Annotated in this window: 30 protein-coding genes and 1 tRNA gene; 16 read left to right on the forward strand and 15 right to left on the reverse strand. The window is 60.9% G+C overall.

Annotation, left to right across the window (positions count from 1 at the left end; genetic code table 11):
- Nucleotides 1–75: 75 nt before the first annotated feature.
- On the reverse strand, nt 76–1,362 hold the full coding sequence (locus ACOH1Z_RS05815) for a HipA domain-containing protein (protein ID WP_449647499.1): 1,287 nt from the start codon (nt 1,360–1,362) through the stop codon (nt 76–78).
- Entirely contained in the window at nt 1,343–1,600 is a 258-nt protein-coding gene (locus ACOH1Z_RS05820) for a helix-turn-helix domain-containing protein (protein WP_449647500.1), read from the reverse strand. The genes ACOH1Z_RS05815 and ACOH1Z_RS05820 overlap by 20 nt, the downstream gene beginning before the upstream one ends.
- A 185-nt stretch (nt 1,601–1,785) precedes the next feature.
- Here ACOH1Z_RS05820 and ACOH1Z_RS05825 point away from each other — a divergent pair, with 185 nt between their 5' ends.
- The 8 genes from ACOH1Z_RS05825 to ACOH1Z_RS05860 all read left to right on the forward strand — a co-directional run bounded on the left by ACOH1Z_RS05825 (nt 1,786) and on the right by ACOH1Z_RS05860 (nt 7,780).
- Entirely contained in the window at nt 1,786–1,995 is a 210-nt protein-coding gene (locus tag ACOH1Z_RS05825) for a hypothetical protein (protein ID WP_449647501.1), read from the forward strand.
- A 233-nt stretch (nt 1,996–2,228) separates the two neighbouring features.
- Nucleotides 2,229–2,408, forward strand: coding sequence for a hypothetical protein (locus tag ACOH1Z_RS05830; RefSeq protein WP_449647502.1), 180 nt, complete (start codon nt 2,229–2,231; stop codon nt 2,406–2,408).
- A 514-nt stretch (nt 2,409–2,922) separates the two neighbouring features.
- Nucleotides 2,923–3,630, forward strand: coding sequence for a hypothetical protein (locus tag ACOH1Z_RS05835; RefSeq protein ID WP_449647503.1), 708 nt, complete (start codon nt 2,923–2,925; stop codon nt 3,628–3,630).
- A 172-nt stretch (nt 3,631–3,802) separates the two neighbouring features.
- Entirely contained in the window at nt 3,803–4,378 is a 576-nt protein-coding gene (locus tag ACOH1Z_RS05840) for a hypothetical protein (protein WP_449648206.1), read from the forward strand.
- A 108-nt stretch (nt 4,379–4,486) separates the two neighbouring features.
- On the forward strand, nt 4,487–4,858 hold the full coding sequence (locus ACOH1Z_RS05845) for a hypothetical protein (protein ID WP_449647504.1): 372 nt from the start codon (nt 4,487–4,489) through the stop codon (nt 4,856–4,858).
- Between the two features lie 64 nt (nt 4,859–4,922).
- On the forward strand, nt 4,923–5,204 hold the full coding sequence (locus tag ACOH1Z_RS05850; protein ID WP_449647505.1) for a metal-sensitive transcriptional regulator: 282 nt from the start codon (nt 4,923–4,925) through the stop codon (nt 5,202–5,204).
- Nucleotides 5,205–5,252: 48 nt separating this feature from the next.
- Entirely contained in the window at nt 5,253–5,477 is a 225-nt protein-coding gene (locus ACOH1Z_RS05855; protein WP_449647506.1) for a heavy-metal-associated domain-containing protein, read from the forward strand.
- 101 nt (nt 5,478–5,578) lie between these two features.
- Nucleotides 5,579–7,780 (forward strand): heavy metal translocating P-type ATPase, encoded by a 2,202-nt coding sequence (locus ACOH1Z_RS05860; RefSeq protein ID WP_449648207.1) that lies wholly within the window; start codon nt 5,579–5,581, stop codon nt 7,778–7,780.
- A 14-nt stretch (nt 7,781–7,794) separates the two neighbouring features.
- Here ACOH1Z_RS05860 and ACOH1Z_RS05865 read toward each other — a convergent pair whose 3' ends face one another.
- The 4 genes from ACOH1Z_RS05865 to ACOH1Z_RS05880 all read right to left on the reverse strand — a co-directional run bounded on the left by ACOH1Z_RS05865 (nt 7,795) and on the right by ACOH1Z_RS05880 (nt 11,074).
- Nucleotides 7,795–8,664, reverse strand: a complete 870-nt coding sequence (locus ACOH1Z_RS05865; protein ID WP_449647507.1) for an amidohydrolase family protein — start codon at nt 8,662–8,664, stop codon at nt 7,795–7,797.
- A gap of 53 nt (nt 8,665–8,717) precedes the next feature.
- On the reverse strand, nt 8,718–9,422 hold the full coding sequence (locus tag ACOH1Z_RS05870) for an SDR family NAD(P)-dependent oxidoreductase (protein ID WP_449647508.1): 705 nt from the start codon (nt 9,420–9,422) through the stop codon (nt 8,718–8,720).
- A 117-nt stretch (nt 9,423–9,539) separates the two neighbouring features.
- Nucleotides 9,540–9,968 carry a nuclear transport factor 2 family protein gene (locus ACOH1Z_RS05875; RefSeq protein WP_449647509.1) on the reverse strand — a complete coding sequence of 143 codons (429 nt, stop codon included), beginning with the start codon at nt 9,966–9,968 and terminating at the stop codon, nt 9,540–9,542.
- A 59-nt stretch (nt 9,969–10,027) separates the two neighbouring features.
- On the reverse strand, nt 10,028–11,074 hold the full coding sequence (locus tag ACOH1Z_RS05880; protein ID WP_449647510.1) for a YihY/virulence factor BrkB family protein: 1,047 nt from the start codon (nt 11,072–11,074) through the stop codon (nt 10,028–10,030).
- A gap of 102 nt (nt 11,075–11,176) precedes the next feature.
- Here ACOH1Z_RS05880 and ACOH1Z_RS05885 point away from each other — a divergent pair, with 102 nt between their 5' ends.
- Nucleotides 11,177–12,067 (forward strand): VOC family protein, encoded by an 891-nt coding sequence (locus tag ACOH1Z_RS05885; RefSeq protein WP_449647511.1) that lies wholly within the window; start codon nt 11,177–11,179, stop codon nt 12,065–12,067.
- 53 nt (nt 12,068–12,120) lie between these two features.
- Nucleotides 12,121–12,630 carry a GNAT family N-acetyltransferase gene (locus ACOH1Z_RS05890; protein ID WP_449647512.1) on the forward strand — a complete coding sequence of 170 codons (510 nt, stop codon included), beginning with the start codon at nt 12,121–12,123 and terminating at the stop codon, nt 12,628–12,630.
- A gap of 29 nt (nt 12,631–12,659) precedes the next feature.
- Here the strand turns inward: ACOH1Z_RS05890 and ACOH1Z_RS05895 are convergent, their stop codons facing one another.
- Genes ACOH1Z_RS05895 through ACOH1Z_RS05905 form a run of 3 tightly spaced genes read right to left on the reverse strand, consistent with a single transcriptional unit; the run spans nt 12,660 to nt 16,821 of the window.
- Nucleotides 12,660–14,372, reverse strand: a complete 1,713-nt coding sequence (locus ACOH1Z_RS05895) for an amidase (protein ID WP_449647513.1) — start codon at nt 14,370–14,372, stop codon at nt 12,660–12,662.
- Entirely contained in the window at nt 14,369–15,457 is a 1,089-nt protein-coding gene (locus tag ACOH1Z_RS05900) for an agmatine deiminase family protein (protein ID WP_449647514.1), read from the reverse strand. Before ACOH1Z_RS05900 ends, ACOH1Z_RS05895 begins: the two co-directional genes overlap by 4 nt.
- A gap of 2 nt (nt 15,458–15,459) precedes the next feature.
- Nucleotides 15,460–16,821, reverse strand: a complete 1,362-nt coding sequence (locus ACOH1Z_RS05905; RefSeq protein ID WP_449647515.1) for a flavin monoamine oxidase family protein — start codon at nt 16,819–16,821, stop codon at nt 15,460–15,462.
- 56 nt (nt 16,822–16,877) lie between these two features.
- On the opposite strand from ACOH1Z_RS05905, the gene ACOH1Z_RS05910 reads away from it, so the two are divergent.
- Complete coding sequence (locus ACOH1Z_RS05910) at nt 16,878–17,480, forward strand: TetR/AcrR family transcriptional regulator (RefSeq protein ID WP_449647516.1); 603 nt, start codon at nt 16,878–16,880, stop codon at nt 17,478–17,480.
- A gap of 209 nt (nt 17,481–17,689) precedes the next feature.
- On the forward strand, nt 17,690–18,712 hold the full coding sequence (locus ACOH1Z_RS05915; RefSeq protein WP_449647517.1) for a TerC family protein: 1,023 nt from the start codon (nt 17,690–17,692) through the stop codon (nt 18,710–18,712).
- Between the two features lie 71 nt (nt 18,713–18,783).
- Here the strand turns inward: ACOH1Z_RS05915 and ACOH1Z_RS05920 are convergent, their stop codons facing one another.
- From ACOH1Z_RS05920 to ACOH1Z_RS05930, 3 genes are all read right to left on the reverse strand, one after another.
- On the reverse strand, nt 18,784–19,239 hold the full coding sequence (locus tag ACOH1Z_RS05920) for a nuclear transport factor 2 family protein (RefSeq protein ID WP_449647518.1): 456 nt from the start codon (nt 19,237–19,239) through the stop codon (nt 18,784–18,786).
- Nucleotides 19,240–19,425: 186 nt separating this feature from the next.
- Nucleotides 19,426–19,515, reverse strand: a tRNA-Ser gene (locus ACOH1Z_RS05925).
- A gap of 36 nt (nt 19,516–19,551) precedes the next feature.
- Entirely contained in the window at nt 19,552–20,163 is a 612-nt protein-coding gene (locus ACOH1Z_RS05930; RefSeq protein WP_449647519.1) for a hypothetical protein, read from the reverse strand.
- Nucleotides 20,164–20,342: 179 nt separating this feature from the next.
- On the opposite strand from ACOH1Z_RS05930, the gene ACOH1Z_RS05935 reads away from it, so the two are divergent.
- From ACOH1Z_RS05935 to radA, 4 genes are all read left to right on the forward strand, one after another.
- Nucleotides 20,343–21,998, forward strand: a complete 1,656-nt coding sequence (locus ACOH1Z_RS05935) for an FAD-dependent oxidoreductase (protein WP_449647520.1) — start codon at nt 20,343–20,345, stop codon at nt 21,996–21,998.
- Nucleotides 21,999–22,039: 41 nt separating this feature from the next.
- Nucleotides 22,040–22,342 carry a rhodanese-like domain-containing protein gene (locus ACOH1Z_RS05940; protein WP_449647521.1) on the forward strand — a complete coding sequence of 101 codons (303 nt, stop codon included), beginning with the start codon at nt 22,040–22,042 and terminating at the stop codon, nt 22,340–22,342.
- A 2-nt stretch (nt 22,343–22,344) separates the two neighbouring features.
- Nucleotides 22,345–22,659 (forward strand): metal-sensitive transcriptional regulator, encoded by a 315-nt coding sequence (locus ACOH1Z_RS05945; RefSeq protein WP_449647522.1) that lies wholly within the window; start codon nt 22,345–22,347, stop codon nt 22,657–22,659.
- A 79-nt stretch (nt 22,660–22,738) separates the two neighbouring features.
- Nucleotides 22,739–24,094: a DNA repair protein RadA gene (radA, locus tag ACOH1Z_RS05950; RefSeq protein WP_449647523.1), complete on the forward strand. Its 1,356-nt coding sequence runs from the start codon at nt 22,739–22,741 to the stop codon at nt 24,092–24,094.
- Between the two features lie 91 nt (nt 24,095–24,185).
- Here the strand turns inward: radA and ACOH1Z_RS05955 are convergent, their stop codons facing one another.
- The 3 genes from ACOH1Z_RS05955 to ACOH1Z_RS05965 form a co-directional block, all read right to left on the reverse strand.
- Nucleotides 24,186–25,304 carry a DUF2510 domain-containing protein gene (locus ACOH1Z_RS05955; RefSeq protein ID WP_449647524.1) on the reverse strand — a complete coding sequence of 373 codons (1,119 nt, stop codon included), beginning with the start codon at nt 25,302–25,304 and terminating at the stop codon, nt 24,186–24,188.
- 186 nt (nt 25,305–25,490) lie between these two features.
- Nucleotides 25,491–25,895 (reverse strand): SseB family protein, encoded by a 405-nt coding sequence (locus tag ACOH1Z_RS05960; protein ID WP_449647525.1) that lies wholly within the window; start codon nt 25,893–25,895, stop codon nt 25,491–25,493.
- 12 nt (nt 25,896–25,907) lie between these two features.
- Nucleotides 25,908–26,519 (reverse strand): hypothetical protein, encoded by a 612-nt coding sequence (locus ACOH1Z_RS05965; RefSeq protein ID WP_449647526.1) that lies wholly within the window; start codon nt 26,517–26,519, stop codon nt 25,908–25,910.
- Nucleotides 26,520–26,540 lie beyond the last annotated feature (21 nt).

Consider the following 26,540-nt stretch of genomic DNA (forward strand, 5'->3'; position numbering starts at 1 on the left):
CCAGCAAAAAATCGTGTCGGTGCGCCGGCAAAAAGCTACTCTGGAAGCTATCGCAACGCTGCCGCCGCAGCGCGATCAGATGTTGCCATCGATACACCGGGGCAGTTTGCGGATCGCCTCGACGACGGCTGATGCTACAACCCTTGCGGATCGATCCTCGTCAAACTCTTCTCTGGCCTCCGCAAATGCCGCTATTGCTCCATGCCGCGTGTGCTCAACGATCGCAACCGCTTGTTCGGTGGGCACCTTCAGACGGCGGCCCACTTTCACTAGGTCGGCAGTTGACACCGTGTCAGATCGATATTTGCCGTTGACGCTCATCGGAAGCAGAACAACTTCGTCGTCCGCACGATATGGCGCGTACGTGGCCAGGTCATAAAGCGGAGCCAGCGCCACAGTTTCGTTTTCCAGGAGGAGCGAGTAGTTCTTAGCATGAGCATCTGTGCCGCCGACGACGACGTTAAAAACAAACGCTTTGAAGAACTCCACAGAGGCTTCATACCGGTCCGAGGCAATCGGGAACAATTCCGTCAGGCGGGCAAAATCTCCCACTCCTGGCCCACCCTCCGTGCGCTGGTATTTTTTGGCCGGAGTAACCCCCAGTGCCTGGCACAAGTCCTCTTGATGGAGTCGGCGCCATCGTCCGCCAGAAATAGCTCTGTCGTATCGCTTGGATACAAAGGTGCTCACGTTCCCGAAGTTCCGAACATAGCTCTCCGAAACATTCAGGCCTAATGTTCGGGCTGCAGTCATCGTCAGCTGTTCGATGACATCGATGTCTTTCATGTCGCCAGCGTTTGGCTTGAAGATGTGTGTCGTCGGAGTCGCGTCGTCAGGCAATCCCCACCGCCCGGGAGCCAGCTCGTGTAGCGCGATCTTTGGTTGGGCCCCTGCCAAGCTGAATCGCCCATCCGCGCGCTTTATCGGCTTGCCGTCGCGATACTCACTTATTGTCTCGTTCAGTTTTTCTTCTACTTGCTGGTCACTTAGCTCAGCAACGCTGTTCCGCGTGCCTACGGCATCAGGCGAACTAGCTCCTTTGGGCATGAACTGAAGCGCTCCGGCAACATCCCTTCCGACATGTTCGAGCATCGCAAAGGGGCTCGCAGCCGACACAGAGTACGTACTTGCGATCGCTGCAAGTGCTTGGGCATTGTCGGGGAGCAGCCCTTGGAGAAACGGTAAAACCACGCGGTTCTTGTGCTCTTTTACTTCGACCGGCATTGACATCGAGAGTGGCGTCGGATTGGCGCGTGCCGCATAAGACTCGTCGTATGAGAATTTTAGTGCGCCATTGGACGTCATCTGAGCGGTCCCGGCGAGGTCGCCGTCCAGATAGACGTCAAGCTGTCGGTTTGGCACGGCCGCCCTCGTTTCGCATTCGGGTCTCCGAGCGCGTTAGCGGCTGGAGTTCCACTTCGTAGCCAAGGGCCTGAAGCACATCGAGAACTTTGCTCGCCTCAACCGTAGATTTGCCGCGCTCGAAGTCCACGAGCCATTTTCGAGAAACGAATGCTCGTTCGGCGAGCTGCTGCTGGCTTAGCCCCTTTTCGGCGCGGAGCTGCCTCACGCGCGCGCCCATTGCCCGTACATTTTTCATTGATTGCCCCTTGCCAGCACACGGCGGGTATGTCACCGTACGGTTCTATTATTGCTGGGTCACCGTACGGTGTCAATGCTAAATGTCACCGTACACAGACATCAAAGAATGATCTCGTACGGTGACATTTGTGCTGCACGGAATTCACGCGCCACACGTTGGCAACGACATGGCTGCATCGTGAAATGCATGGGGACGGAGCAGACGGAATCGTGGTGAGCGGAAACACAGCGGCGGCTCTGCACGGAATCGGAGACCTCCTCCCCACCTCCTATGTATTCACTTCGCCCGCCCGTCGACAGTCGCAACGCCCCGAGATCCGATTCAAGCGAAGGCTCCTCGCCGCCGACCAGATCACTCTCGTAGCCGGGATTCCGACCACTGGAGTTGAGTGAACGATCGCAGACCTGGTGCACGACAAAGAAGACCTGAGCCTAGTCGGGGATCTCGTTGGTGACGCGCTGCGTTCCGGCACCATTCAACTGGATTTTCTTGCAGTCCTACTCAGCCCCTTCGCCGCACGAAATGGACTTCCCAAAGACGACGGACTCGCGCTACTGAGGAAACTGCTAGAGCTCGGTCACGTCGATGTTGCATCCCAGATCAAGCGAATGGCTTCAAACCCAGCGTGGCTCTCAGCGACCTCCCCGCCGACGTAACAGCGCCATCCGAAGCACTCGCAGAGGCGATCGAAAGTTCGCAACGCCTCACATCCGACGACGACATACGATCCGTGCAAGCACTCGTGAAAGATGTCAACTCGCTGCAGCGTCTCGCGACGCAGAGCCAGGCCCCCGATGCAGACTGAAGACTCTCCGCACCCCAACGGACGCGGCGTCCAGACAGCAATAGAAAGTGCCGCCAAGCGAGACGTGCGAGCCAAGACGGTCGGTGTCGGTGATCTGATCCGACAAGCGACGTTTGACCGATTCCTCTACAGAGTGTTTTCCGTTCAGCCGCCCAAGTTCGTACTCAAGGGCGGCCCCGGGATGCTCGCTTGGCCTCTCTGACTGTTGGATGACTTCCCAACCGCGTCAGCCGCCGAGGAACGAGTCCAAGCGATGCTCAACCCGATGTTGGACGAAACAGTTGCGAACGGCTGGTGGGAGCCAGACGCTGGGATCTGGATGAAGTCACACTGAGCTCATCTGCGCAACCTGTCATTAATTAATGGCCGCGAAGCAGGTGCAGAAGCCGTGCTCCCCTTCGCACTCGCGCTTCGCTGTTAGCTCCCCACAATAAATTGTGCCGCCTGTCCGGCAAAAAGCTACTCTGGAAGCTATCGCAACGCTGCCGTTGCAGCGCGATCGGAGGTCGCCACAGTGTCAGATTCCTACACCAAGCCCCACAATTTCGCCCTCGGCGCGTTCCTCTCCGTGCTAGCAATACCCCTCGCAATCGCCGCAGCAACCTTCGTCGGCCTGCTGGGAACAGGCATCGCGGCCGCCGTCGCCGCCGTCGGGATGTTTGCGGCATTTCAACTCTTCGCCCTAGGCTCCCATGGCCCAGTCAGTCGAGGCAGCGACTTTCTCTTCACCCTCATCGTTGGCGCCATCGCCACCACCCTCGGAGCCCTCTCGGGACTACTCACTGACGCCTACAGTTCCTACGTTGCCGGCGGCGGCACCAGCGGCATCCTCGAAAACCTACTCGCCGGGCGCATCGACCTCCCCTTCCCCAGCCGCCCAGAAGAGATTGCGGTCCCCCTCACCATCACCGCTGTCCTCGCCGTACTCGCGATCGTCATGAATGCGGCCAAAGCCCTCGCTGTTCACCGCGACAACATCATGGCCAAAGCCAACACCGTCACAAGAACAGCCACCAGCCACCTAGAGACATCACGAACCGCGCTGACATCATCCGCCAAGAACTCAGCCAACGCCGCGAACCAATTCGCCAACCACGTCATGACCATCAATTCCTCGTCCCCTGGCATCGTGCTCAACGGCAAACCACTCGAACAACTGCAATCCAAGACACACCTGTGGCGCGACCTGCGCGAGAAGATCTACAAAGCAATCCGGGGTTAGGAACAGCCCCGCACAACACAGCACGCTGGCCCAAAAGCCAGAACCCTGCCGTCAGCAGCAGTTCGCACCGAGAGGTGTATTCGGAGAAATACTTAGCTATTCTAGGGAGTATCGAAAAGGTGCTCGGTGAGAGATTCCCGCCGCACCCGCAGAGGTGATCAGCGTGTCAGGAATGTACACAAACCCCGGCCCCGGAAACTACGCGACCGCCAAAGGGCGCATGTTCGAAGCCCAAGCCCAAGCCGCGAGCGCCCACATCGGCGGCAACATCCTGCCCCGACCAGAACGCCCCTACAGCTACACCCGCGGAATACTATTCTCGCTACTCACCATTCCCATCGCTGCAGCACTCGTTGCCACCTTCGGACTCAACTCCCCCGCCGCCGCCGTAGCCACCACCCCCATCGCCATGATCGCCGCCTACAGACTCTTCGGCTACGGATCCGGGCGCACCCCCGTCACCGGGCGAGACTTTCTTGCGGCAACCGGAATCGGTGCCATCACGTTCATCATCGCGATCATCATCAGCCACCCCTATAGCCTGTACCTCTCCTACCTTTACGCGGACGGAGCCGGAAGCATCCTGAGCCCAGCATTCGTCACCTACCTCTCAACACGGCTCAATGAAAACCCCGGACAGATCATCATCCCCATAGCCCTCGTGACCGTAGTCGCTGCGGTGATCGTGTTCAGAAGGGCACGAGCCGCCCGCACCCAAGCAACGCCAACGCCGACGCCAACGCCGTAGTTGTCTGAACTGGATCACACACCCATCAGGGGTTCGTCAGGTCTCCGAACTACACAGTAAGAAGGAACCCGACGCGCATCACCAGCGCACTTCACCCCAGGAGACACCATGGCGATCATCCGCTACACCGGCATCTACAACGCCGACGGGGGAATCTGGGGCGAAACCCGCTACGTCATTGGACACCTCCTCGGCATCACCGCCTGCTCCTTCTGCGACATCACCCACTCGCCGATTCGCCGCAAACCCGAATGGGATGCCATGGTCACCCGCCTCGGAGTGCCCTTCGATGTGCGACACCGCAACGAAATCACCCCGGCCGAAATCGAACACGTCACCACCACCGGGCTGCCCGTTGTGCTCGCCCACCACGACGATGGCAGCATTGCCACCGTCCTTACCGATAGCGAACTGGATGCCGTCGCCGGATCGGTCGCCGATTTCGCGTTAGCACTAACCAAGGCATCATCCACCAGTTGACTTTCCGGCGTCCACAGCGTGTAATGGAGATACCCCTTAGGGGTATCCACGTGAAAGGAACGCCATGCCCGGCTACGACGACAACAAAGAGCAGCTGCTGAAACGGCTGCGCCGCGCTGAAGGTCAAGTTCGCGGCATCCACCGCATGGTCGAAGAAGACACCTACTGCATCGACGTGCTCACTCAGGTGTCGGCCGCAACCAAGGCTCTCGAGTCCGTCGCGCTCGCCCTGCTCGACGACCACCTCAATCACTGCGTTGCCGAAGCCAGCCGCGAAGGCGGAGCTGTCGCCGACGAAAAGCTTCGCGAAGCGAGTGCCGCCATTGCGCGCCTCGTTCGTTTCTAACAACAACTTTCGCCCGCGCCTCGCGCCTGCGACAACCGAAGGAGAAACATGTCTCACACCGCTGACTACCTGGTCGAAGGAATGACCTGCAACCACTGCGTCTCTAGCGTCACCGAAGAACTCACCGAAGTGGATGGCGTGACCGAAGTCACCGTCGACCTCGTCTCTGGGCTCCCCTCCACCGTCTCGGTCACCTCCGATGCTCCCCTTGACGACGCAACTGTCGGCGCCGCAATCGAGGAGGCAGGCTACACGCTCGTGAAGAGCCTCTGATGGCCAGCGACCCGCTCACCTCGAGCAACGCGCAATCCCTCAGCGAGGCTTCGGCCATCAACACCGTCAACCTTCTGGATGTCGAACTCGACATCACCGGAATGACCTGCTCCTCCTGCGCGAACCGCATCGAGCGCAAGCTCAACAAGCTCCCGGGCGTCGAGGCGACCGTGAACTACGCGACCGAAAAGGCTCGCGTGCGCGCCCCAGAAGGCACCGACCCGCAACAGTTCCTCGAAACGGTGAAGGCTGCGGGGTATAGCGCCGTCATCCCCGTCCCGATTTCTGAAACACCGGATGCCGACACCGCACCAGCTGGCAATGACCGTGCTCAACAGCTGCTGCACCGCCTGCTCATCTCGACCGCGCTCACGGTGCCCGTCGTGCTGCTGTCGATGATCCCCGCCCTGCAGTTCACCTACTGGCAGTGGCTCGCGCTCACCCTCGCCGCACCGGTTGCCGTGTGGGGTGCGTGGCCGTTCCACCGTGCGGCCGCCGTCAACGCTCGTCACGGTGCCGCGACCATGGACACCCTCATCAGCCTGGGCATCATTGCCGCCTTCGGCTGGTCGCTCTACGCCCTCTTCTTCGGTGGTGCTGGCGAGGCCGGCATGCACATGACGATGACGTTCTTCGGAACCCCGCATGGTGGATCAAGCGAGATCTACCTTGAGGTTGCTGCCGCCGTTACCGTGTTCATCCTGCTGGGCAAGTACATTGAAGCCCGTGCGAGCCGCGAATCAGGAGCCGCTTTGCGCGCCCTGCTGGAGCTTGGCGCGAAAGATGCCACCGTGCTGCGCGGCGGCATCGAAGAACGCATCGCCGTCTCTGCACTCGCTGTCGGCGACCAGGTTGTCGTGCGCCCCGGCGAAAAGATCGCCAGCGATGCGCTCGTCCTCGAAGGCAACTCTGCCGTCGATGCGAGCATGCTCACGGGCGAATCCGTCCCCGTCGAAGTCGGCCCAGACGATCGCGTCACCGGTGCCACCCTCAACGTCGGCGGACGACTCCTCATCGAAATCACCCGCGTCGGCCGCGACACCGAACTGGCCCGCCTCGGTCGCCTCGTCGAAGAAGCCCAAACCGGCAAAGCCGACATCCAGCGTCTCGCCGACCGTGTTTCGGCAATCTTCGTTCCGGTCGTTCTCGGCCTCGCCGTCGTTGCTTTCGTCGGGTGGATGCTCGTCGGCGGGCCCATCGAAATCGCCTTCACGGCTGCCGTCACCACGCTCGTCATCGCGTGCCCGTGCGCCCTCGGCCTCGCAACCCCGACCGCCCTTCTCGTCGGAACGGGTCGCGGATCTCAACTCGGCATCCTCATTAGCGGACCCCAGGTTCTCGAGCGCACCCGCACTGTTGACACGATCGTGCTCGACAAGACCGGAACCGTCACGACGGGCGAGATGCGCCTCAGCTCGCTCGAGGTACTCGAGGGCGAGAACGACGAGCTCGTGCTAGCCCGGGCCGCCGCCGTTGAGGCTGGCTCCGAGCATCCGGTTGGCCGCGCGGTTGTTGCCGCCGCCCACCAGCGCGGCCTCTCGCTGCCGAGCGCCACCAACTTCGCCGCCCATGCGGGCACCGGCGTTCAGGCCACCGTAGACGACACTGTGGTGTTCGTCGGCAAGCCGTCGTGGCTCGCCATCGACAACGAACAAACAGTGTCGGATGCCGCCCTCACCCTGGTCAAGAATGCTGAAGCTGCCGGGTCGACCGCAATGGTCATCGCGTGGGGCGGTCAGTCGCGAGGTGTGCTGGTTGTCGGCGACACCATCAAGGCAAGCAGTGCGGATGCCGTATCCGAGTTCATCCGCCTCGGCCTGCGCCCTGTGTTGCTCACGGGTGACAACGCTGGCGCCGCAGCATCCGTCGCCGCCACGGTCGGTATCACCGATGTGCACGCGGGCATCACTCCGCAGGGCAAGCTCGAGGTCATCCGCCAGTTGCAGGCCGAGGGACGTGTCGTAGCGATGGTGGGTGACGGGGTCAATGACTCTGCCGCGCTTGCCGCCGCCGACCTCGGAATCGCGATGGGTGGCGGAACGGATGCCGCAATTGCCGCGAGCGACATCACGGTTGTTAGTGGTGACCTGCTCGTCGTCGCCGACGCCGTGCGCCTCGCAAAGCGCACGCTCGGGATCATTCGTGGCAACCTGTTTTGGGCATTCGCCTACAACGTTGCAGCGTTGCCGATCGCAATGCTCGGTTTGCTCAACCCGCTCATTGCGGGCGCAGCAATGGCCTTCTCGTCAGTGTTCGTCGTGATGAACAGTCTGCGCTTGCGTGGCTTCAAGGGCAGCGTATAAGAGACCGAGACCGGTCAAATGGCGTAGATTCGCTCGGCGTTGCCTGAGAACAATGCCACCTGCTCGTGGGGCGCATAGCCTCCGATGAGCGAACGGTAGGCGTGAATCAGGTCGGTGTACGAGCTGAACAGGCGGTCGAGCGGCCAGTTGGAGCCAAACACGGTGCGGTCGACACCAAAAAGCTCAATCGACGTCTCGACCCAGGGCCGAATTGAGTCAATCGTCCACTGCTGGTCAACCATCCCCAGCCCAGAGATCTTGATGAACGTATTGGGTTGAGCCGCAATCGCCGCCATCTCGCGTTTCCAGAACGCGAAGTAGTCGTCGCCGCGTTGGCGAGGAAAACCGCAATGATCGATGCAGAGAACCGTCTCGGGGGCGGCTGCTGCAAGGTCGGCAACTCTGCCGTACGTCTCTGGCAGACAATCTATCGACGCAACGAGACCGCGCACACCTAGCGTCTGAATGCCGTGACGGTAGCGCTCGTCCACCAAGTAGTCGCCGTGAGAAAAGTCGCGTATGCCACGAAAACCCCCGAATTGTGAATGGCGATCGAGCTGCTCGTCAAGATCGTCGGCCTTGAGATCAGCGTGGGCGATGATGCCGTGGGGAATACCCGTGCGGGCGAACGCTTCACTCAGCCACTGGGTCTCGACGACAGGGTCTTTGCTTCCCAACGCCGCCTGCACATGGATGACTTTGCTGACGTTGTTGAAGCGAGACTCGGCTAGAAAGTCTTCGGGGCGATACTGGCGTGACTTGACCGCATCGATGTTGCCAATCACCGGATGATCGAGCTCGGGGTCTAACCAGGAATACTCCAGCGTGGGGTGCCCCAGGTCATAGAAATGCACATGGGTGTCGACGAAGGCTAAATCGGTCACAGGCTGAACTCCATTCGCGGCGCGACAGTGCGCCGCACGGGTAGATGGTCGAGCTAATCGATAAAGAGGCCGCCATCGACGTCGATGACTTCGCCATTGACAAACGCGGCACCATCGGAGGCGAGAAAGCGCACGACGTGGGCGACCTCATCCGGGGTTCCCATGCGACCGACGGGTACTCGGTCGATCATGCTTTTAGAGGGCAAAGCCCCCATCATGTCGGTTTCAATCATGCTAGGTGCGACCGCGTTTGAGGTGATGCCGTTGCTTCGTTCGGCGTTAGCGATCGACTTGGCGAGACACATCATGGCCGCCTTGGAGGCCGCATAGGCACCACCGGTGCTGAAGCCGCCATTCTTTCCCGCCGAGGATCCCACATTGATAATGCGACCGAAGCCTGCTTCTCGCATTCCTGGCAGCACTCGCTTGCTCAATAAAAACGCGCTCGTAAGGTTGACGGCGAGAGTGCGATTCCACACTTCGAGGCTGGTGTCATCAATTCGTCCGGGCGCCAGAACACCAGCGTTGTTGACGAGCACTGTTGGTGTGCCCAGTTCATCTTCAACGCGGGTTACCGCATCGTTGACCGCTGTTTCATCTGACACATCGCAAGCAATGCTGAGGGCACCGTTGGCGATCTCACCGGTTCCGGTGAGATCGAACGCCGCAACGGTGTAGCCATCGCTGATGAGCGCCGCAGCGATTGCAGCGCCAAGACCTCTCGCTGCGCCGGTCACGATGGCAACTCTGCTCGGCATGACACCCTTCCGGAATTTGGTAACGATTCCAGACTCCGCTCTCGAGCCTATCGCCAGAGCCTCACCTGCTGCAATAGAGCGAGACCTCTGCCGCCGTGCCGGCGCAACCCGGCGCGGTTATGCCTCAGGAAATGGGCGACGAGTGTAGAACTCGGTGAACTCTTCACAGCGGCCTTCACTATCGAAACGCAGAAGAAAAACGTTGTCGTAAATTCGCACGATCGGCCCGCCAGCCACGTCACGGTAGGACGAAGCTCCCCGCGCAACAACGACAGCACCGTCAACCGCAACAGGGTGATAGCGCGCATCAAAGGTTCCCGGGTCGTCCCGAGATGACTCGACCTCGGAACCATCGCCCGCACCGTCATCAGCCTCGTCGTCTACCCACGACGCCACAACGGCATCCCGCCCCCGAATCGGCTCGTCGTGAGGGTGGTAACGGTAGGCGATATCGTCACTAAATAGAGCACCAATATCCGCAGGATCATAGGAAACCCACGCGGCAACATAGTCGTCGAGCCAACGCTGAGCGCTCTCATAATTCATGGGCACACGCTACTCCCGGTGCACGACCCCCGCAACGGCGACTGCACGATTCGCCTCAGTTATTCAGCATCATCATTGCGCGTTCGGATGGCAATCGCGGCCGCCTTATCGATCGCTAGGCGCCGCGCCAAAATCAGATTGCGGGCGGTGTCTCGAAGCGGCAACTGCACAGTATCCTCGGCAGGCACCCCGGCGAGCAACTGTCGCAGGCGAGTGAATTCGGCATCCACCTCAACACCCGCAACAATCGCGAGGTTGCTGATGTACAGCCAGATGAGGAGAGCGAGAGCTCCGCCGAGCCACCCATAGACGCGATCGTAGTTCGCAATCGTCGAGACATAGAAGCCGAAAGCTGCGGTAGCGAGCCCCCACGTGGCGATCGCAAACACGGCGCCGGTGCTGACCCACCGCATCCGTTCGTGACGAATATTGGGGGTGTAGTAGTAGAGCACCGCAATGATGAGAGTGAGGATGCCGCCAAGCACCGGCCAGCGCCCGTACGACCAGATCGCAACCCAGGGTTCGCCAACACCGAACTCCTCTCCGATGGCGGTCGCCACATTGGTGGTTGTGAGTAGGAGCACCGCGACCGCAGAAAATGCTACGAGCAAAAAGCCAGACAGGATCAGCATGAGTCCACGAAACTTCACGAAACGGCGGCCCTCTTGCACCTCATACACACTGTTCGATGCGCGACCGAAGGCGGTGGCATAACTCGACATCGACCACACGCTGAGGGCGATACCGATGCCTAACGCAAAGCCGGGACTGCCAATCGAAAAGAGCTGAATTAGCGGCTCATTGAGAGCCTCGACGGTGTCCTGCTGCAGCACCTCTCTCGCCAGATCCAGCACCGTATCCACGGCCTGCTCTTTGCCCTGCCCCAGCGCGAATGCCGATACCACTGTCAACGCGGCCGGGAAGATCGCGAGAGCTGCAAAGAACGCGAGGGTCGCAGCGGAGTCGATGCCCCGGTGCCGCATAAAGCCGTGATACGCGCGCCGAAACACGTAACGCCATTCGCGGCGAACCTGAGCGAGAGTGCTGAGGTACCCAGTTATGCGGGTGACACCTTTCGCATCAGCACCTGACTCATTCACGTTCATCCCGCCAGCTTAAACGAAACCTTCTCATAGCCGCGTGACGGGCTTACTATCTTTTCAGTAGCCGCCGCGCTCCGCGACGACATGAGTTTTCAGGAGCCCCCTATGAGCGCCATCACTCCCTGTCTGTGGTTCGATCATTCCGCCGAAGAGGCAGCGGCGTTCTACCTTGATGCCTTTCCTCGCGGCGTTATCCACAACACAACGTATTACCCCACTGAGGGTCTTGCTGACTTTCAGAAGGAGTTAGCCGGGGAGGTTCTGACGGTAGATTTCGAGATCGCGGGCCAACTCTTGTTGGCATTAAACGCTGGCGACCTCTTCACTTTTACCCCCGCAATCTCATTCATGGTGAACTTTGATCCGTCAGGTGATCCGGATGCACGCGACAACCTTGACGCGCTGTGGGAGAAGCTCATTGACGGCGGTAGTGCCCTCATGCCGTTAGCTGAGTACCCCTTTAGCGCACGGTATGGCTGGTTGCGAGACAAGTTTGGGGTGAACTGGCAACTGATGATGACCGACCCTGCAGGCGAACCGCGACCCATGATCATCCCCTCGCTGTTGTTTGGCGGTTTGGCCCAAAATCGCGCCCACGAAGCTACCGAGTATTACCTGTCGGTGTTTGGCGACGCGAAGATGGGCACTGATTTGAGGTACACCGAACAGACAGGGCCCGCAACTCCCGGCTCAGTGAACTTCTCAGATTTTCGTCTGCGAGATCAGTGGTTTGTGGCGATGGATGCCGGCGGCGAACAGGAATCCACCTTCACCGAGGCAGTGTCGTTTGTGGTTCCGTGTTCAGATCAGACCGAGATTGACCGCTATTGGGCTGCGCTCTCGGCGGTGCCCGAAGCGGAAGCGTGCGGTTGGTGCAAAGACCAGTTTGGGGTGAGTTGGCAGATCACCCCCGACAACATGGGCGAGCTCATGAAACGTCCGAATGCATTCGATCACATGATGGTGATGAAAAAGATCGAGATCGATAAATTTTAGGCTCCGGCAGCGAGCGTGCGATGAGCATGCTCCCCACAACTAAACTCCACATCATGCGTGAACCAGGGTTTTCGATACGACGAACGGATGCTGCCGACTGGCGCGAGGTTCGTGATCTGCGGTTGGAGATGCTGGCCGATACCCCCATTGGTTTTGCCGAGCACCTCGAGGATGCTCTCAGCGCTACGGAAGCGGAGTGGCAGCGGCGCGCTGTTCGCGGACAGAACTCGTTGAGCATCGCCGTCGCAGCAATCACCACCGACGGCAGGTGGATCGGCACGATGGGCTGCTATATCCCTGACGCCAAAACGGGCCCGCTTCTCGTGGGGGTGTACGTCACACCCGATTTTCGCGGCCGGAAAGCTGGCGTGACGGATGCCCTGCTCGCCTCTATCGAAGAGTGGGCTTCCCGCTACGGCAGCACCCTCACGCTCGGTGTGCACGAAGACAACGCTCGCGCTCGTACCGCCTACGAAAATCGCGGCTTCACCCTGACACGGCACACGGTTCCGTACATTCTTGACAAGTCGCGGCGCGAACTCGAGATGATCAAGCAGCTGTAGCGCGCGATACCGGTCCTGTCGTCGAGCAGCTAGCCGGCGAGCGGCGGAGTGCGCGGTGGCGCGACCCGACGGTGCGACACCGCCTCGTAGGCGGCGCCGATGCGCAGCAGGTCGAGGTCGGAATACGCGACACCGGCGAAGGTGATTCCCACGGGCATCCGGATGTCGCCCATGAGCCCCATGGGAACAGTGACGGTCGGTATACCCAGGTGTCGAATCGCGAGGTTGCCGTTCGCGACCCAGACGCCGTTTCGCCAGCCGGCTTCTGCCGTGGCAGGGTTCGTGCCCATATCGGCGGCGCCCACGTCGGCGACCGCGGGAAAGGCGACCGCGTCGAGCTCGTTGGCGCGCATCCATTCTTCGAGGTCGATGCGACGCGTTTCTTCGAGACCGCGCACGCCCGCTTCCAGTTCGGGGATGTCGGTGAAGTGGTCGTACGGGTGGTCGCGAACCTGGGTCGGGTACACGGCGATGTCGTCTTCGAAACCGTCGTAGCGGTCATGCGGGGCGCCGGGCACACTCGGGAAAATCGTGCTGCCGTCAATACCGACGATCGTGTCAAAGTTCGGGTCGCCGTTGGCCTGCAAAAAATCTTCCCACGCCCACGCCGAGAGGTCGACGATCTCGCGCTTGAGAAACTCTGGGCTCACCAAACCGCGGGTTGCGATCGTGGGTGCCCCCGCGCGATCGGCTTCGTAGTTCGAGACGGCCGGGAAGTCGACATCCACCACCGTCGCACCGGCGGCTTCGAGATCACGACGCGCTTGCTCAAACAGGGTGAGGATGCTCGGGCGGGTGTTGATCGCGGTTCCTGTCGGGCCGCCGACTCCGCGCGTGCCCGAGCCCGCCTCCGTGTCGCGGTTGATGTACATCCGGGGAACGCCGAAGCGCTTGCCCACCAACGGCAGCTCCACTGCCTCAGCCGCCAATGACAAGTATGTCTCCGGCCGCAGGCTCGACGCCGCCGGAATCTCGACCCACGGCTGCGAGCGCCAAAAATCACCCCGAGTGTCATCGTCGTCGAACACGATGACGTCAAGCACGGCGAGAAGGTCGGCCATGGTGCGCGTGTGCGGCACGACGACATCCATCGTGGGAACCAGGGGCCAGTTGCCGCGCACCGAGATGACTCCTCGCGAGGGCGTGTAGGCACAGAGGGCGTTGTTGGATGCCGGCGCCCGCCCGCTCGACCAGGTTTCTTCCGCGAGACCGAAGGCGGCAAAACTGGCGGCCGTTGCGGTGCCCGATCCGTTCGATGAGCCCGAACCATACGCCGCCGTGAGGAACTCAGCGTTATAGGGGCTCTCGGCGCGACCGTAGACGCCAGGCTGCATTCCGCCATTGGCCATTGGCGGCATGTTGGTGAGGCCGAGGCAAATCGCACCGGCTTGGCGCAGTGCACCAATAGTGGCGGCATCTCGCATCGCCCTCAGCTCAGCAAACGCTGGGCTGCCAGCCGCCGCTGTAAGTCCACGATGCAGGTAACTGTCCTTCGCCGTGTACGGGATGCCGTCGAGCGGTCCTCGCAGTGAGCCGGCTGAACGCCGAGCATCCGATTCCCGCGCTTCGGCAAGTGCTTCAGGATTCGGCACAACGACGGCATTGAGCAGCGGCCCGTTGCGGTCGTAGCGATCGATGCGCGCGAGGTAGGCGGTGACGAGTTCTTCGCTTGTGAGGGTTCCGTCGGCGAGCGCCGCCTGCAGCTCGGCAATGGAGGCGTCAACGACTTCGAAGTCACTCATACGATCAACCTTTCCGCACTCGCAACGACACCGACGCGTGAGCTTGTCTCCGTGAGCGACAGTTTCGGCTGCTGCTGCGTGATGCAGTGGATGCCACCGCCGCGGGCGAAGATCTCGCGAGAGTCGACCATCTGCACGGTGCGGCCAGGATAGGCTTCGGCCAGAATTTCGGCAGCGCGAGCATCCGCCGTCTCGTCGGCAAAGCCGCACCCGATAACGCCACCGTTGACGACGAGGTGATTGACGTAGCTGTAGTCGACGAAGCCGTGATCGTCGCGCAGGATGCTGGGCGCAGGTAGCTCGACAATTTCGAAGGCTCGACCGGCGGCATCGCGTTGGCCTTCAAGAGCCTCTCGAATCTGGGCCATAACCTCGTGGTCCGGATGCTCGGGGTGGGGTTGAGCGTGCAGCAATATCCGCCCCGGCGACGCAATAGTCGCAACGATATCGACGTGCCCGTTGGTGCCAAAGTCGTCGTAGTCGCGGGTGAGACCGCGCGGCAGCCAGACAGCATGAGTTGCCCCGATCGTGCGCAGCATTTCACTCTCAATGCGGGCGCGATCAGCGAGCGGGTTACGGCGCGGGTCGAGTTGCACCGTGTCAGTCAGCAAGACGGTTCCTTCGCCATCGACGTGCAGTCCGCCGCCCTCCGCAACGAGCAACGAGCTGACAAGCTCGGCACCAGCAGCCTCCGCGACGATCCGCGCGATCTTGGCCGACTGTTCCCACTCAGCCCAAGCGGGAGCACCCCAGCCGTTGAAGATCCAGTCAACGGCGCCGAGCACTCCCGGCCGCGCATCGTCGAGCACGAAGGTGGGCCCGATGTCGCGCATCCAGAACTCGTCGAGCGGTGCTTCGAGCAGCTCAATGCTGCTGGCGAGCATCCGTCCGGCACGAAGCATTTCGGTCGGGTCGACGACCATCGAGACCGGCTCGAACTGGGCGACGACGTTGGCCACATCAGCCCAAGCGGCATAACCGAGTTCGCGTTCGGTGTCGGTCGCGCCGAGGGTTTCGCCGACGCGCGGGAACGCCATCCAGGTGCGCTCGTGCTCGGCAGTTTCGGATGGCATTCTCCAGCTCATGGCTAGCCTTTCGAGGATTCGATAATGGATGCCGCGAGCCGCTGCCCCACACGAATGGCCCCGTCAACGTGTTGGTACCCTTCAGCCGCAAGGTCGCTTGAACCGAACTGAATCGGCCCGACCGGCTCAAGCTGCAGCGCCCCATACCGGGTGAGGCCGCCGAGGTCGAAGCTCGCCGCATAAGCACCGCGAGTCCACTCTTCGGAGGCCCAGTCGCTTTCGTAATACACGGCCGGGGTGAGTGCTTCGTCGCCGTAGTAGGTGGCGAGCGATTCGAGGATGCGCTGCTTGCGTTCGGCAGGGTCGAGGGTGAACAGTTCGTCGGCCTTCTCCCCCGACACAAACCCCACGAGGGTGCCGCGATCTTCGCCGTGGTTGGTGTTGTCGTACGCCTCGTGCACGATTTGGTACGGGCTGAAGGCTGTACCGGAGAGCCCGGCCGCGCGCCAGAACGGAGTCGCATAGGTCGCGTGCACCTTGATCACGAGACCGAGGGACGAGTGCTGCTGCATTTGTTGACGCAGGCGTGGAAGCGCGGGAACGTAGTCGATTCGGTCGTAGAGGTTCGGTGGCACGGCAACAATTACGTGGTCGGCACGCACCGTGAGATCGTCACTCGCGACGATCGCGCCAGTCGCATCCCACTCGATCGTGCGGACGGGCTGCGAAAGCCGCACCACATCAGCGCCCAGAGCTTCGGCCATCCGCAGCGGAACCTGCTGAAGGCCACCCACCACGCGCTTGTCGAGAATGAAGTCAGCATCCACCAGGTTACTGAAGCTGCCAGCGCTGGCCGCCATGAGTAACGCCTGCAACAGCGAGAACGAATGAGCGGGCTTGGTGAGCATCGCCTCGGCAACGAACAGGGCAATATTGTCGATCGCTTCGGCATCCGTGCTCTGGCCTTCGAGCCACGCGCGGTATGAGATGCGGTCGAATTCTGCGGCCCGCGGATGCTCCCACGGAGCTTCAAGGTCGAGCTCAGCCACGAGGGCATCGAGCACCGAAATCAATCGGGTAATCTCGGCTTCGGTCGCGGCCCCCGCCGGAAAGATGTCTCCCGTAAAGCGGCGAGCCACGCCGTCGCTCGACACGTAAACGCTTTCGCCTTCGCGATACCGCTCGTAGGTTTCTAGGCCGAGTTCGGCGAGTGTTTCGATGAGCGCTGTCTGGTCGGGGGAAACCCACTGACCGCCGATCTCGAACATTTGACCTTCTACGAAGTCAGTCCAGAGTCGCCCGCCAATCCGGTCGCGTGCTTCGAGCACGATGACACTCTTGCCGGTGCGGACGAGCGCTCGCGCTGCGGTGAGCCCGGTGGCGCCTGCTCCGACGATGACGACGTCTCGGGTAATGGTGTTCATATGCTCCATTATTTACCACCTGTTCAATAAGAGTCAAGAACGGCTACACTGCGAGGATGGCAGCCGGCACAACTCGACGACGAAACGCCACCGAGCGAGCATCCGAAATCCGCGACGCGGCACAGGCCATCGCCCTGACTCGTGGCCTCGCCGCAATCTCGCTGCGCAACCTCGCCGCCTATTGCGGAGTCACCGCACCCCTCATCACGCACTACGAGCCCAGCATGGAATCCCTAGTCGCCTCGACCTTCGCGTCGATTGCGGAGAAGGAAATTGCCGAAGTCGAGCGTCACGCTCTCGCGCCCGCCGAACCGCTCGATCAGATTCGCGCGCTCATTGAGGCCATCGCAGATCCCGCACGGGATAACGTCGGCGAAGTCTGGACCGATGCGTGGAGTCTCGGCCGTCGCAACGAGCCGCTCGCCGAAGCTGCCCGTCAGTCGATGGATTCCTGGCACGCGCTCGCGATCGGCATCATCCGTGCGGGTCAGAATGCCGGCCAGTTCGCCACCGTGAGCCCCGAGCGTGCAGCGCTCGTGCTTTTCGCTCTCGTGGATGCGACTTCGGCCTACCAACTCGTGAACTTCCGCAGCCGTGAGACCCGCGAGTCCCTCGTACGCGAAACCCTGGAGGACATGCTCGACGTGTCGCTGGGGTAATTGCGAGCACCCCGTTAGCTGCGAAAGTGCCGAATGCCTCGAGAGATTCCTTGTAGGCCATACCGAGTCTCGCTTAAGCTAGGGGAACGGAGGGGAGTAGTCCCCGCGAAGCTCATCGTCATTACGGTCGTGTCATCATGGCCCGGTGCAGCTAGGGCCTGAAAAGGCTCGACGAGACCTCCAGAATTTCTACATTCTGGAGTTGTTTCATGAACGTTCCCCTCTGGGCTTGGCTCGCCGTTGTTGGCGTCATTCTCGTGATGCTGGCCATCGACCTGATCGCCCATCGCACCGCCCACGTCATTGGCGTTCGCGAAGCTGCAGCGTGGTCCGTCGTCTGGGTAGCTTCCGGCATTACCTTCGGTGGCATCATCTGGTGGCTATTTGGCGCCGAGTTTGGCCAGCAGTACTTCGCGGGCTTCGTCATCGAGAAGTCTCTCGCCGTCGACAACGTGTTTGTCTGGGCCATCATTTTCACGGCCTTCGCCGTACCGCCCCAGTTTCAGCACCGGGTGCTGTTTCTCGGAGTTATCGGCGCTCTCGTTTTCCGCGGCATTTTCATCGCGGCCGGCGCAGCACTGCTCAGCAGCTTCGCGTGGGTGCTCTACGTGTTCGGTGCCTTCTTGGTATTTACAGGCGTCCAGATGCTGCGCAAACGCCACGAGCACTACGACCCGGAGAAATCTGTTGTGCTCAAGATCTTCCGTCGCCGCGTACCCATGACGGATGCCTTCTACGGCCAGAAACTTGTCGTGCGCAAGGCGGGCGTACTGCTTGCCACCCCGCTGCTAGCCGTGCTGGTGCTCGTCGAGATCACTGACATCGTGTTTGCCGTCGACTCGATCCCGGCCATCTTCGCCGTAACCGACGAAGCCTTCCTCGTGTTCACCGCCAACGCATTCGCGATCCTAGGTCTGCGCGCGATGTACTTCCTCCTCGCTGACCTCATGCACCGCTTCATCTACCTGAAGATCGGGCTTGCTCTCTTGCTCGTCTGGGTCGGCATCAAGATGCTCCTCCTCGACGTGTACTACATCTCCACGACCGTGTCGCTCGGCGTGATCTTCCTCATCTTGGCAACCTCCATCGGTGCCAGCCTGTGGGTTACCCGCGGACAACCACGCCACGCGATCGAGACCCCCGCGGGTGCCGGATTCCGGATGGCGACCGACGACGAACTCGCCGAGGTCGATATGCCGCGGTCAACGCAGTCGCGCACTCGCGTGAGTTAGCGGTCGTGCGTGATCGTGCGCCGGCAACAACCCGCAGTTCTCGGGCATCCGTCACAAGGTCGCTACAGCGATCAGAGCGGAGTCGGGATGATCTGGTGAACGAAACGAGCTTCGGTGAGGATGCGGCGGCGGGCGAATACCCAATGCCCGTCTTCGCGAACGTAGTCGTCGTCGTATCGAATCAAGAAGTTGTGAGAGAGATCAAACGGCAGTCGTTCATTCTGATGAAAGTCTTCGTAAATGTGGTGGGCAATGCAGTAAACCTCGCCTGATGCTCGATCGCCATCAACGTTTATCTGCTGGGTCGTTACTGAGTGCAATGTCTTCTTGTAGCGCTTGAGCTGATCCTCGGGAATGCGGAGCACATCGTCATAACCCCGGGGGAGAGATGATCCGCTTTCGAAAACTACATCACGGGAGAAGAGTGATCGCCAGGCCTCAACATCGTTCTTGTCGAGGGCCATCGCATAGCGATGGGAAAGATCTCGGACGGCGAGTTCGTCGAGCAAAGTCTCAAAGGAGCTCACGGCACCACCTTCATTTGATTTTTGCTTAGCAGCAACTTGTTCGGACTTTTGCACCCTAGCAGCCGAGTTTTGGTCGACGCGTGAATGCCACGATCAACGTACTCACACTGGTGATCGTTCTATCCCTCTGAGCATTCCGCACACACAAAAAAGCCCCGCATTCACTAGGAATGCGGGGCTTTTCTTTGGCGGTACCGGTGGGATTTGAACCCACGGTGCGCTTTCACGCACACAACTTTTCGAGAGTTGCACCTTCGGCCGCTCGGACACGGTACCGGGAGAGAGTTTAGTACAGATAACGGGGGCGTGCGTTCACGCGTTTTTGCGCATCCAGTTGAGCGTGTGGGTCAGAAGCGCCAATCCGATACAGATCGCGCCAAGCTGCATTAGCCCGGGAGCGATGGCGATCGCCACTTGTGCCCAGTCAATGCCGGAGGACGAGGAGCTACCGAATCGGTAGTAGACGGCATACACCCAGGCTTGGATTCCGCCGCCAAGCACCATGCCGACACCACCGATGACCCAGAGCACATAAATCCAAGGGCTGCGAGCGAGGCTTTTACCGCGGGTAACCGGGGTCGATTCGGCGAGCGCGCCCGCATCATCCACATAGTGCGATTGCGGAGTTGGACCCCACTGCTGTTCGAGTCCGAGCCCAGCTCCAAGAGGGCTGGCTGGCTGCTCAGAGGGGTGCGCAGTTGTTGCCGCTGGCGATGCTGCCCGTTCTGGCGCCGATGCCTGGTTGCCTCCAGCGGCCACGGTTCTGGCGGGGCGCGCAAATTGCACATCGGCAACATTGTCGCGAAGGGAGTCGACGGTGCGCGCAGCCCGCACCGCGTCGGCGTGCGCTCCCTGGCCACCTTCGGCGTAACCGCGTTGGAAGGCTGGGTCGAATCGAGGATCAATTTTCTTGTCAGTGGCCACGGTGCTCCCTTGTTCGTGTTCCATCGTAGGCACGAACCCCCAATAAGTCGCGCATTCCTCATACAATGTCCCCGTGTTAGAGCATCGGATGGCCGGTTGCTAATGCAGCTCGCCCAGCGTAGGTTCAGCTTCGAGAGAACAACTAGCCGGCGCCATACCCCCGGGGGTATGCTCGACTAATGAGCACCGCCACCACACACCACCCCCGCCGCATCCTCGTTATCGGTGGAGTTGCCGCCGGAATGTCCTTCGCCACCCGCATGCGCCGTCGCGACGAGCACGCCGAAATCATCATCTTCGAACGCAGCGGTCACGTCTCTTTCGCCAACTGCGGCCTCGCCTACTACCTCGGTGGTGTCATCACCGAACGCGACAACCTGCTACTGCAGACCCCCGCGAGCCTCGGCAGCCGCTTCGGCCTCGACGTGCGCGTGAACCACGAAGCCACCGCAATCGACCCCGCCGGCCACACCATCACGGTGCACAACAGCGCCGACAACACCACAACTACCGAGCACTTCGATGAACTCGTCATCGCCACAGGCGCCAGTGCAACTCTCCCCGCAATCCCCGGCAGCGACCGGATGCTCGTGCTCCGCAATATCGAAGATGTTGACGCCCTCCACTCTTCCCTCGGTGAGCTCGACCCCACGACCGCGAACGTCGTCGTCTTGGGTGCGGGTTACATCGGCATCGAGATGGCCGAAAACCTCGCCAAGCGCGGCCTCAAGGTCACTCTTGTGCAGCGCCCCGCCCACGTGCTCGCTACCCTCGACGCCGAAATGGTCACCCCGGTGGAAACCCACTTGCGTGAGAATGGCGTCGACCTCCGGCTCGGCACCGAAGCAGTTGTGGTGCATGACTCAAGCGTCCAACTCAGTGATGGCTCTAGTGTCGCGGCAGACGTTGTCGTCGCGGCCGTCGGTGTGCGACCGGACAACGTGCTTGCCGTTCACGCCGGCCTCGCCGTTGGCGCTGCTGGCGGCATCCGCGTCACTGCTGGCTACCAGACGAGTGCACCCCACATTTATGCGGTCGGCGACGTTGCAGAGAAGGTCGGTGCGATCAGCGGCGAACATGAACTCATCGCCCTTGCCGGCCCCGCAAACCGAGACGGTCGCTACCTTGCCGACACCCTCGCCGGCGATCACGTGCACTCCAAGCCGGCTCTCGGCACCGCCATTGTCGGCGTCTTCGATCTCACCGCGGCAAGCCTCGGCTCCACCGAGCGCGCACTTCGCGCAGCAGACCGCAACATCCGCGTCATCCACACCCACCCGGTGTCGCACGCTGGCTACTACCCCGGCGCAGAATCACTCTCACTCAAGCTCATCATTGACGCAGACACCGACCTCATCCTCGGGGCCCAAGCAGTGGGACGCGATGGCGTTGATAAGCGAATGGATGTTCTTGCCACCGCCGCAAGCGCGGGGCTCACCGCCAGCTCCCTCGCTGACCTCGAGCTCGCCTACGCGCCGCAGTACGGCTCAGCGAAAGACCCGATCAACCACCTCGGCTACGTCGCCAAGAATCTGCGCGACGGGCTGAGTGCCTCAATCCAGTGGCACGAAATCGATGCCGAGCTTGACGCAGGCAGCCTGCTGGTGGATGTTCGAACCCCCGCCGAATTCGGGCGAGGCGCCATCCCTCACGCCGTGAACATTCCTCTCGACGATCTGCGCAGCCGCCTCAGTGAGCTCGGCGATCACCGCGTGATCGTGCACTGCCAGGTCGGACAGCGCGGCCACACCGCCGTGCGCATTCTCGCCCAGCACGGTTATGACGCCGTCAACCTCGATGGTGGCTACCGCACTTGGGCCGCCGCCACCGCCTAGTTTTCCCCACAACCAACCGAGTAACCCTTAAGGATCGAACCATGAACACCGTTACCACCCAAACACTTTCCGAACTTGCCAGCCCCGTCATCATCGATGTGCGTGAACCCTACGAATACGTCTCAGGGCATGCACCGACAGCAGCAAGTATTCCGTTAGGAGAACTTGTTGCCCGCGTTGAAGAACTCGACCGCGATGACACCGTCTACGTCATCTGCGAAAGTGGTGGACGCAGCGCGCAGGCCGTCGAATGGCTCAGCACTCAAGGCTTCGATGCCGTCAACGTCGAGGGCGGCACCTCGGCCTGGCGCAACTCCGGCTTGCCCGTCAAGAAAGAGAGCTAGCAATGACAAGCACCATCACTCGTGACGAGGTCGAGCCGCCAACCGGACACGATCCCGAAGCGATGCGCAAAGTCATGAACCGACTCAAGCGCGCCGAAGGACAACTGCGGGCCCTCATCGAATCAATGGGACCAGAGTCCAACTGCAAAGACGTCGTCACCCAGCTGGCAGCCGTGAGTAAAGCGCTCGACCGTGCCGGGTACATGATCATCGCCAACGCATTGCAATCCTGCGTCGTCGACGATAAGGATGGCGAAGGCAGCCACGACGGAATGACCTCAGACGACATCGAGAAACTCTTTCTCAGCCTGGCCTAACAGCACGGCACGGCGCTCCTGAACTCACAGAACCGAGCGAGTGCCCTGCGGTGTCAGTCGCCGCGCCTAGGGTTGAAGCATGGCCCGAGCTGTAAGTAATTTTCGCTGCACTGAGTGCGGCTGGTCGAGCATCAAATGGGTTGGCCGCTGCGGTGAATGCCAGCAGTGGGGCACCGTGGTCGAAGCTGGTGCCGCCACCGGAATCACCAAGCGAGTGGCCACCGTTGCGGTGTCCGACGCCAGCGGCGCACGATCCATCACCGAGATCGGTGCCGAATCCGTCGCGCACTGGCCAAGCGGCATCAACGAGTTCGATCGCGTGCTCGGCGGAGGTGTCGTTCCCGGCGCTGCCATACTGCTGAGCGGCGAACCCGGCGTCGGCAAATCTACCCTTCTGCTCGAAGTCGCCTCCCGGGCGGCAGCATCCGGTCAACGCGTGCTCTACGTGACGGCCGAAGAGTCTGTCAGTCAAGTCCGTCTGCGTGCCGAACGCACTAACGCGCTTCACCCCTCACTGTTCCTTGCCGCAGAAACCGACCTCGGTACCATCATCGGCCAGATCGATCACGTCAAACCGCAACTGGTGATCGTCGACTCTGTGCAAACAGTCGCCTCCGCCGCCACCGAAGGCATTGCCGGTGGCCCCTCGCAAGTTCGCGAAGTCGCCTCCACCCTCATCCGGGTCAGCAAAGACCGCAACCTGCCCGTTCTCCTCGTCGGCCACGTCACCAAAGACGGCACCATCGCCGGCCCCCGCCTGCTGGAACACCTCGTGGATGTCGTTCTGCAGTTCGAAGGCGACCGCCAGACCGCCCTTCGCTTCGTTCGCGCGCACAAAAACCGTTTCGGCTCAACCGAAGAAGTGGGTTGCTTCGAAATGACCGGCGAAGGCATCGCCGAAGTCTCCGACCCCAGTGGCCTCTTCCTTTCCCACGCTCGCCAACCCGTGAGCGGCACCTGCGTCACCATCGCCTTAGAGGGCAGACGCGCCCTACCCGTCGAAGTCCAAGCGCTCATCGTGAAGTCGCAAGCTCCGCAACCACGACGCGTCGTCAACGGAGTCGATGCCTCACGAGTTGCGATGCTGCTCGCGGTGCTCGAGCGGCGAGCGGGAATCCCCCTCTCCGGATTCGACGTCTACGTCTCCACTGTTGGCGGCATCCGTGTCACAGAACCGGGAGCCGACCTCGCCATCGCGTTAGCTATTGCCAGCGCCTACAAAGACAAAGCGTTTGCTCCAGCAATGGCCGTCGTTGGCGAGATCAGCCTTGCCGGTGAAATTCGGCCAGCCTCGTCAGCTAAGCAACGACTTGCTGAAGCGGCCAGACTTGGCTTCGGCACCGTGATCGACTCTGAAGCTCTCCATGTGCGCGAAGCCCTACGCCTTGCCTTCGCCGGGGCGACCGAAGAGCGCGTGCAGATCCCCGAGTTCTAAGAAAACCATTCACGCCACTCCCCCAGCACGCAGCAACGGCGGCCCATCCGAGGATGAGCCGCCGTTGCGACGCTAGGTGATGAACTGTTGGTTAGCCGAACAGGGTCCAGAGACCCCAGTCCTCTACGCGCCAGCTGATCCAGCCGTTCTCGCGCTGCAAGCTCACCAGAATCGAGTCACGCTGACCGTTAGATGGCTTCACTGCGCGACACGTGAATGTCTCGCCGATCAGTACCGGTGGAGTGGTTGGACAGTCAAGCTCAATGTTTGCGCCCAACGCTGCAGCCTGCGCCTGGACCGAGTTCTCGATCTGCGTACTGAAGGTTTGAGGAATAAGGGAAATAACCAGTCCAGGAAGAACCAGCATTCCGATTACCAGCGAAACCACTGTTCCCGACCAGGTAGCGATCGGAGCGATTCCCTTACCGGTCTCACGCATCGTGCGGATGCCGCGAATAACCAGATAAACCGGTGCAGTCAAGAAAGCCCACGCAGCATTCGCTGGACGTTCGTGACCCCATACCTGCAGTAGGAGGTTGTCGTAGGCGGCAAGACCAAGAACGACTACGTACGGTGCGATCCACACGACGAGCAGCAGCGGCAAGTTATTGCCGAGGCCCGCAAACGCGATCAAGAACATGCTTGTCAGAAGCTGCACAAGAGGCAGGATTGCGATAAGCCACACAGCCGCGTTGTAGGTGCGGTGTTGGCGAATCTCGCGCGCTGGTGCTTCTTCTTCTTCAGCGTAGGCGCTGAGGGTGGATGCGCCAGGCATCGTGTTCGCGTGGGCAGTTGCCGACTTGGGGAGCAGCTGAGGCTCTTCCGTGCGGTTCTCGTCGACAGGCGCTTCAAGTTCGCGCAGTGTCATCGCGAGCAGAGGCTGAGCGCTCAGTTCGTCATGAACTGGTGCCGTCTCTGGCTCCGGCTCGCTGCGAGTCTCGGTGACGAGGTACTCACCATTGACGTTGCGCTCCCGATCACGCTGTTCACGTCGCGACGGAAGTTCATCCGCGTCGTCGTCGTAGTCGTCATCGGCGAAGGCCAGTTTGGTGCTTGGCTGCACGACAATAGGGGCACGAGCATCTGAGGTGTGTTCAGTCCAGGCTTGGGCATCCCACCAGCGCAACTGGGGTAAACCCAAGGGGTCTGGGTACCATCCCGCTGGCACACCGAAACTGTTGTCTTCCACGTTGAACAGAGTAACCGTCACAGACGACTGATAGAAAGCCCTGTTTATAACATTGATGTTCGGCCCTAGCTGTATGTAACCCGAAAGAGTGCCGAAATGGGCCCAAAATGGACCAATTTGGGGCCATTGCCCCCTGAACTGGGACGTCTACCTCAGATCGGCAAACACCAGAAAGTTAACGCAGCTGTGACACAGTCGCGTCGGCAATCACGAAAGTGTTAGCGCATCCACGATGTCATCGGGCGAAGCCTGCATGGTGTGAGGCCCAGCAACATCAAACCAGACAGATTCAATCACGCCGCGATTGGTCTCGAGGAAACCCAGCAGGTCCTCCGCTTGGTAAGCAACGACCTGATGGTCGGATTCTTCAGGAAGCATCGCGACATACGTCTCTACCGACGAGAACAGCAACAGCATGTACTTGTCGGCCTCCCCGCGTCGGAAAACACGCACTTGGGCTGCGTCGTCTTCGCGGTCGCTGAGCATTGGCACGATCACGCGGTCGTTCCGGAGCGCCAAAGCGACCGCGAGCGGGTCGCCAGTCTCTAGCGCCTGCGCGAGCATGGGCGAACTGAATTCGGCGCTCTGCGCCGTTGAGGATGAAGAATCCATGACTAATCCTGGCTAGTTCAACAAGAACTGCTTGGTGCTTTCTGAAGAAATGTCCCCAACGGAGACTTCGAGGTGATAGCTCGCACCGCCGGCCGAAACCACGGGACGATCCGACTCACACGTGTCGGTGGCGGACCGGGTGCGATCCCATTCGATCGAGCTGGATTGAACGGGAACACCCGGTTGCAGGATAACCGTTGTCGCTTCGCCACCGGTCTGGCAGTGCTTGGAGTTCCAAATTTCATCACTGCCACTAGTGATAACAAATTCTTGGATGTCGCTGCCCGCGTCAACAACGCACGGTTCCGTCATGGTGCTCTTGAGGGAGAACGACAACTGAGGCTTTTGACCCTCGGCATAGCTCGTAGCATCGGTGATCGCTTCAAGCGTGAGCTTGGCTGGGTCACAAATCATTGAACCAGTGGAATCGGTGGCGGCGGGAGTGTTCGACTCTGCCGCTGTAGTCTCACCTGGCCCGTTGGCGGGATCAGTTGACGCCTTAGGGCCGAAGACGATCAGCAAGATGATTACGATCACGGCAAGGAGCCCCAGCCCGAGGATCAAGCGTCGGCGCCAGTAGACGCTGCTTGACTGCGGGCCGACCGGATTCCGAAACGTCGACATACGGTAAGGCTAAACGTCTCG

The organism is Rhodoglobus sp., assembly GCF_053580035.1.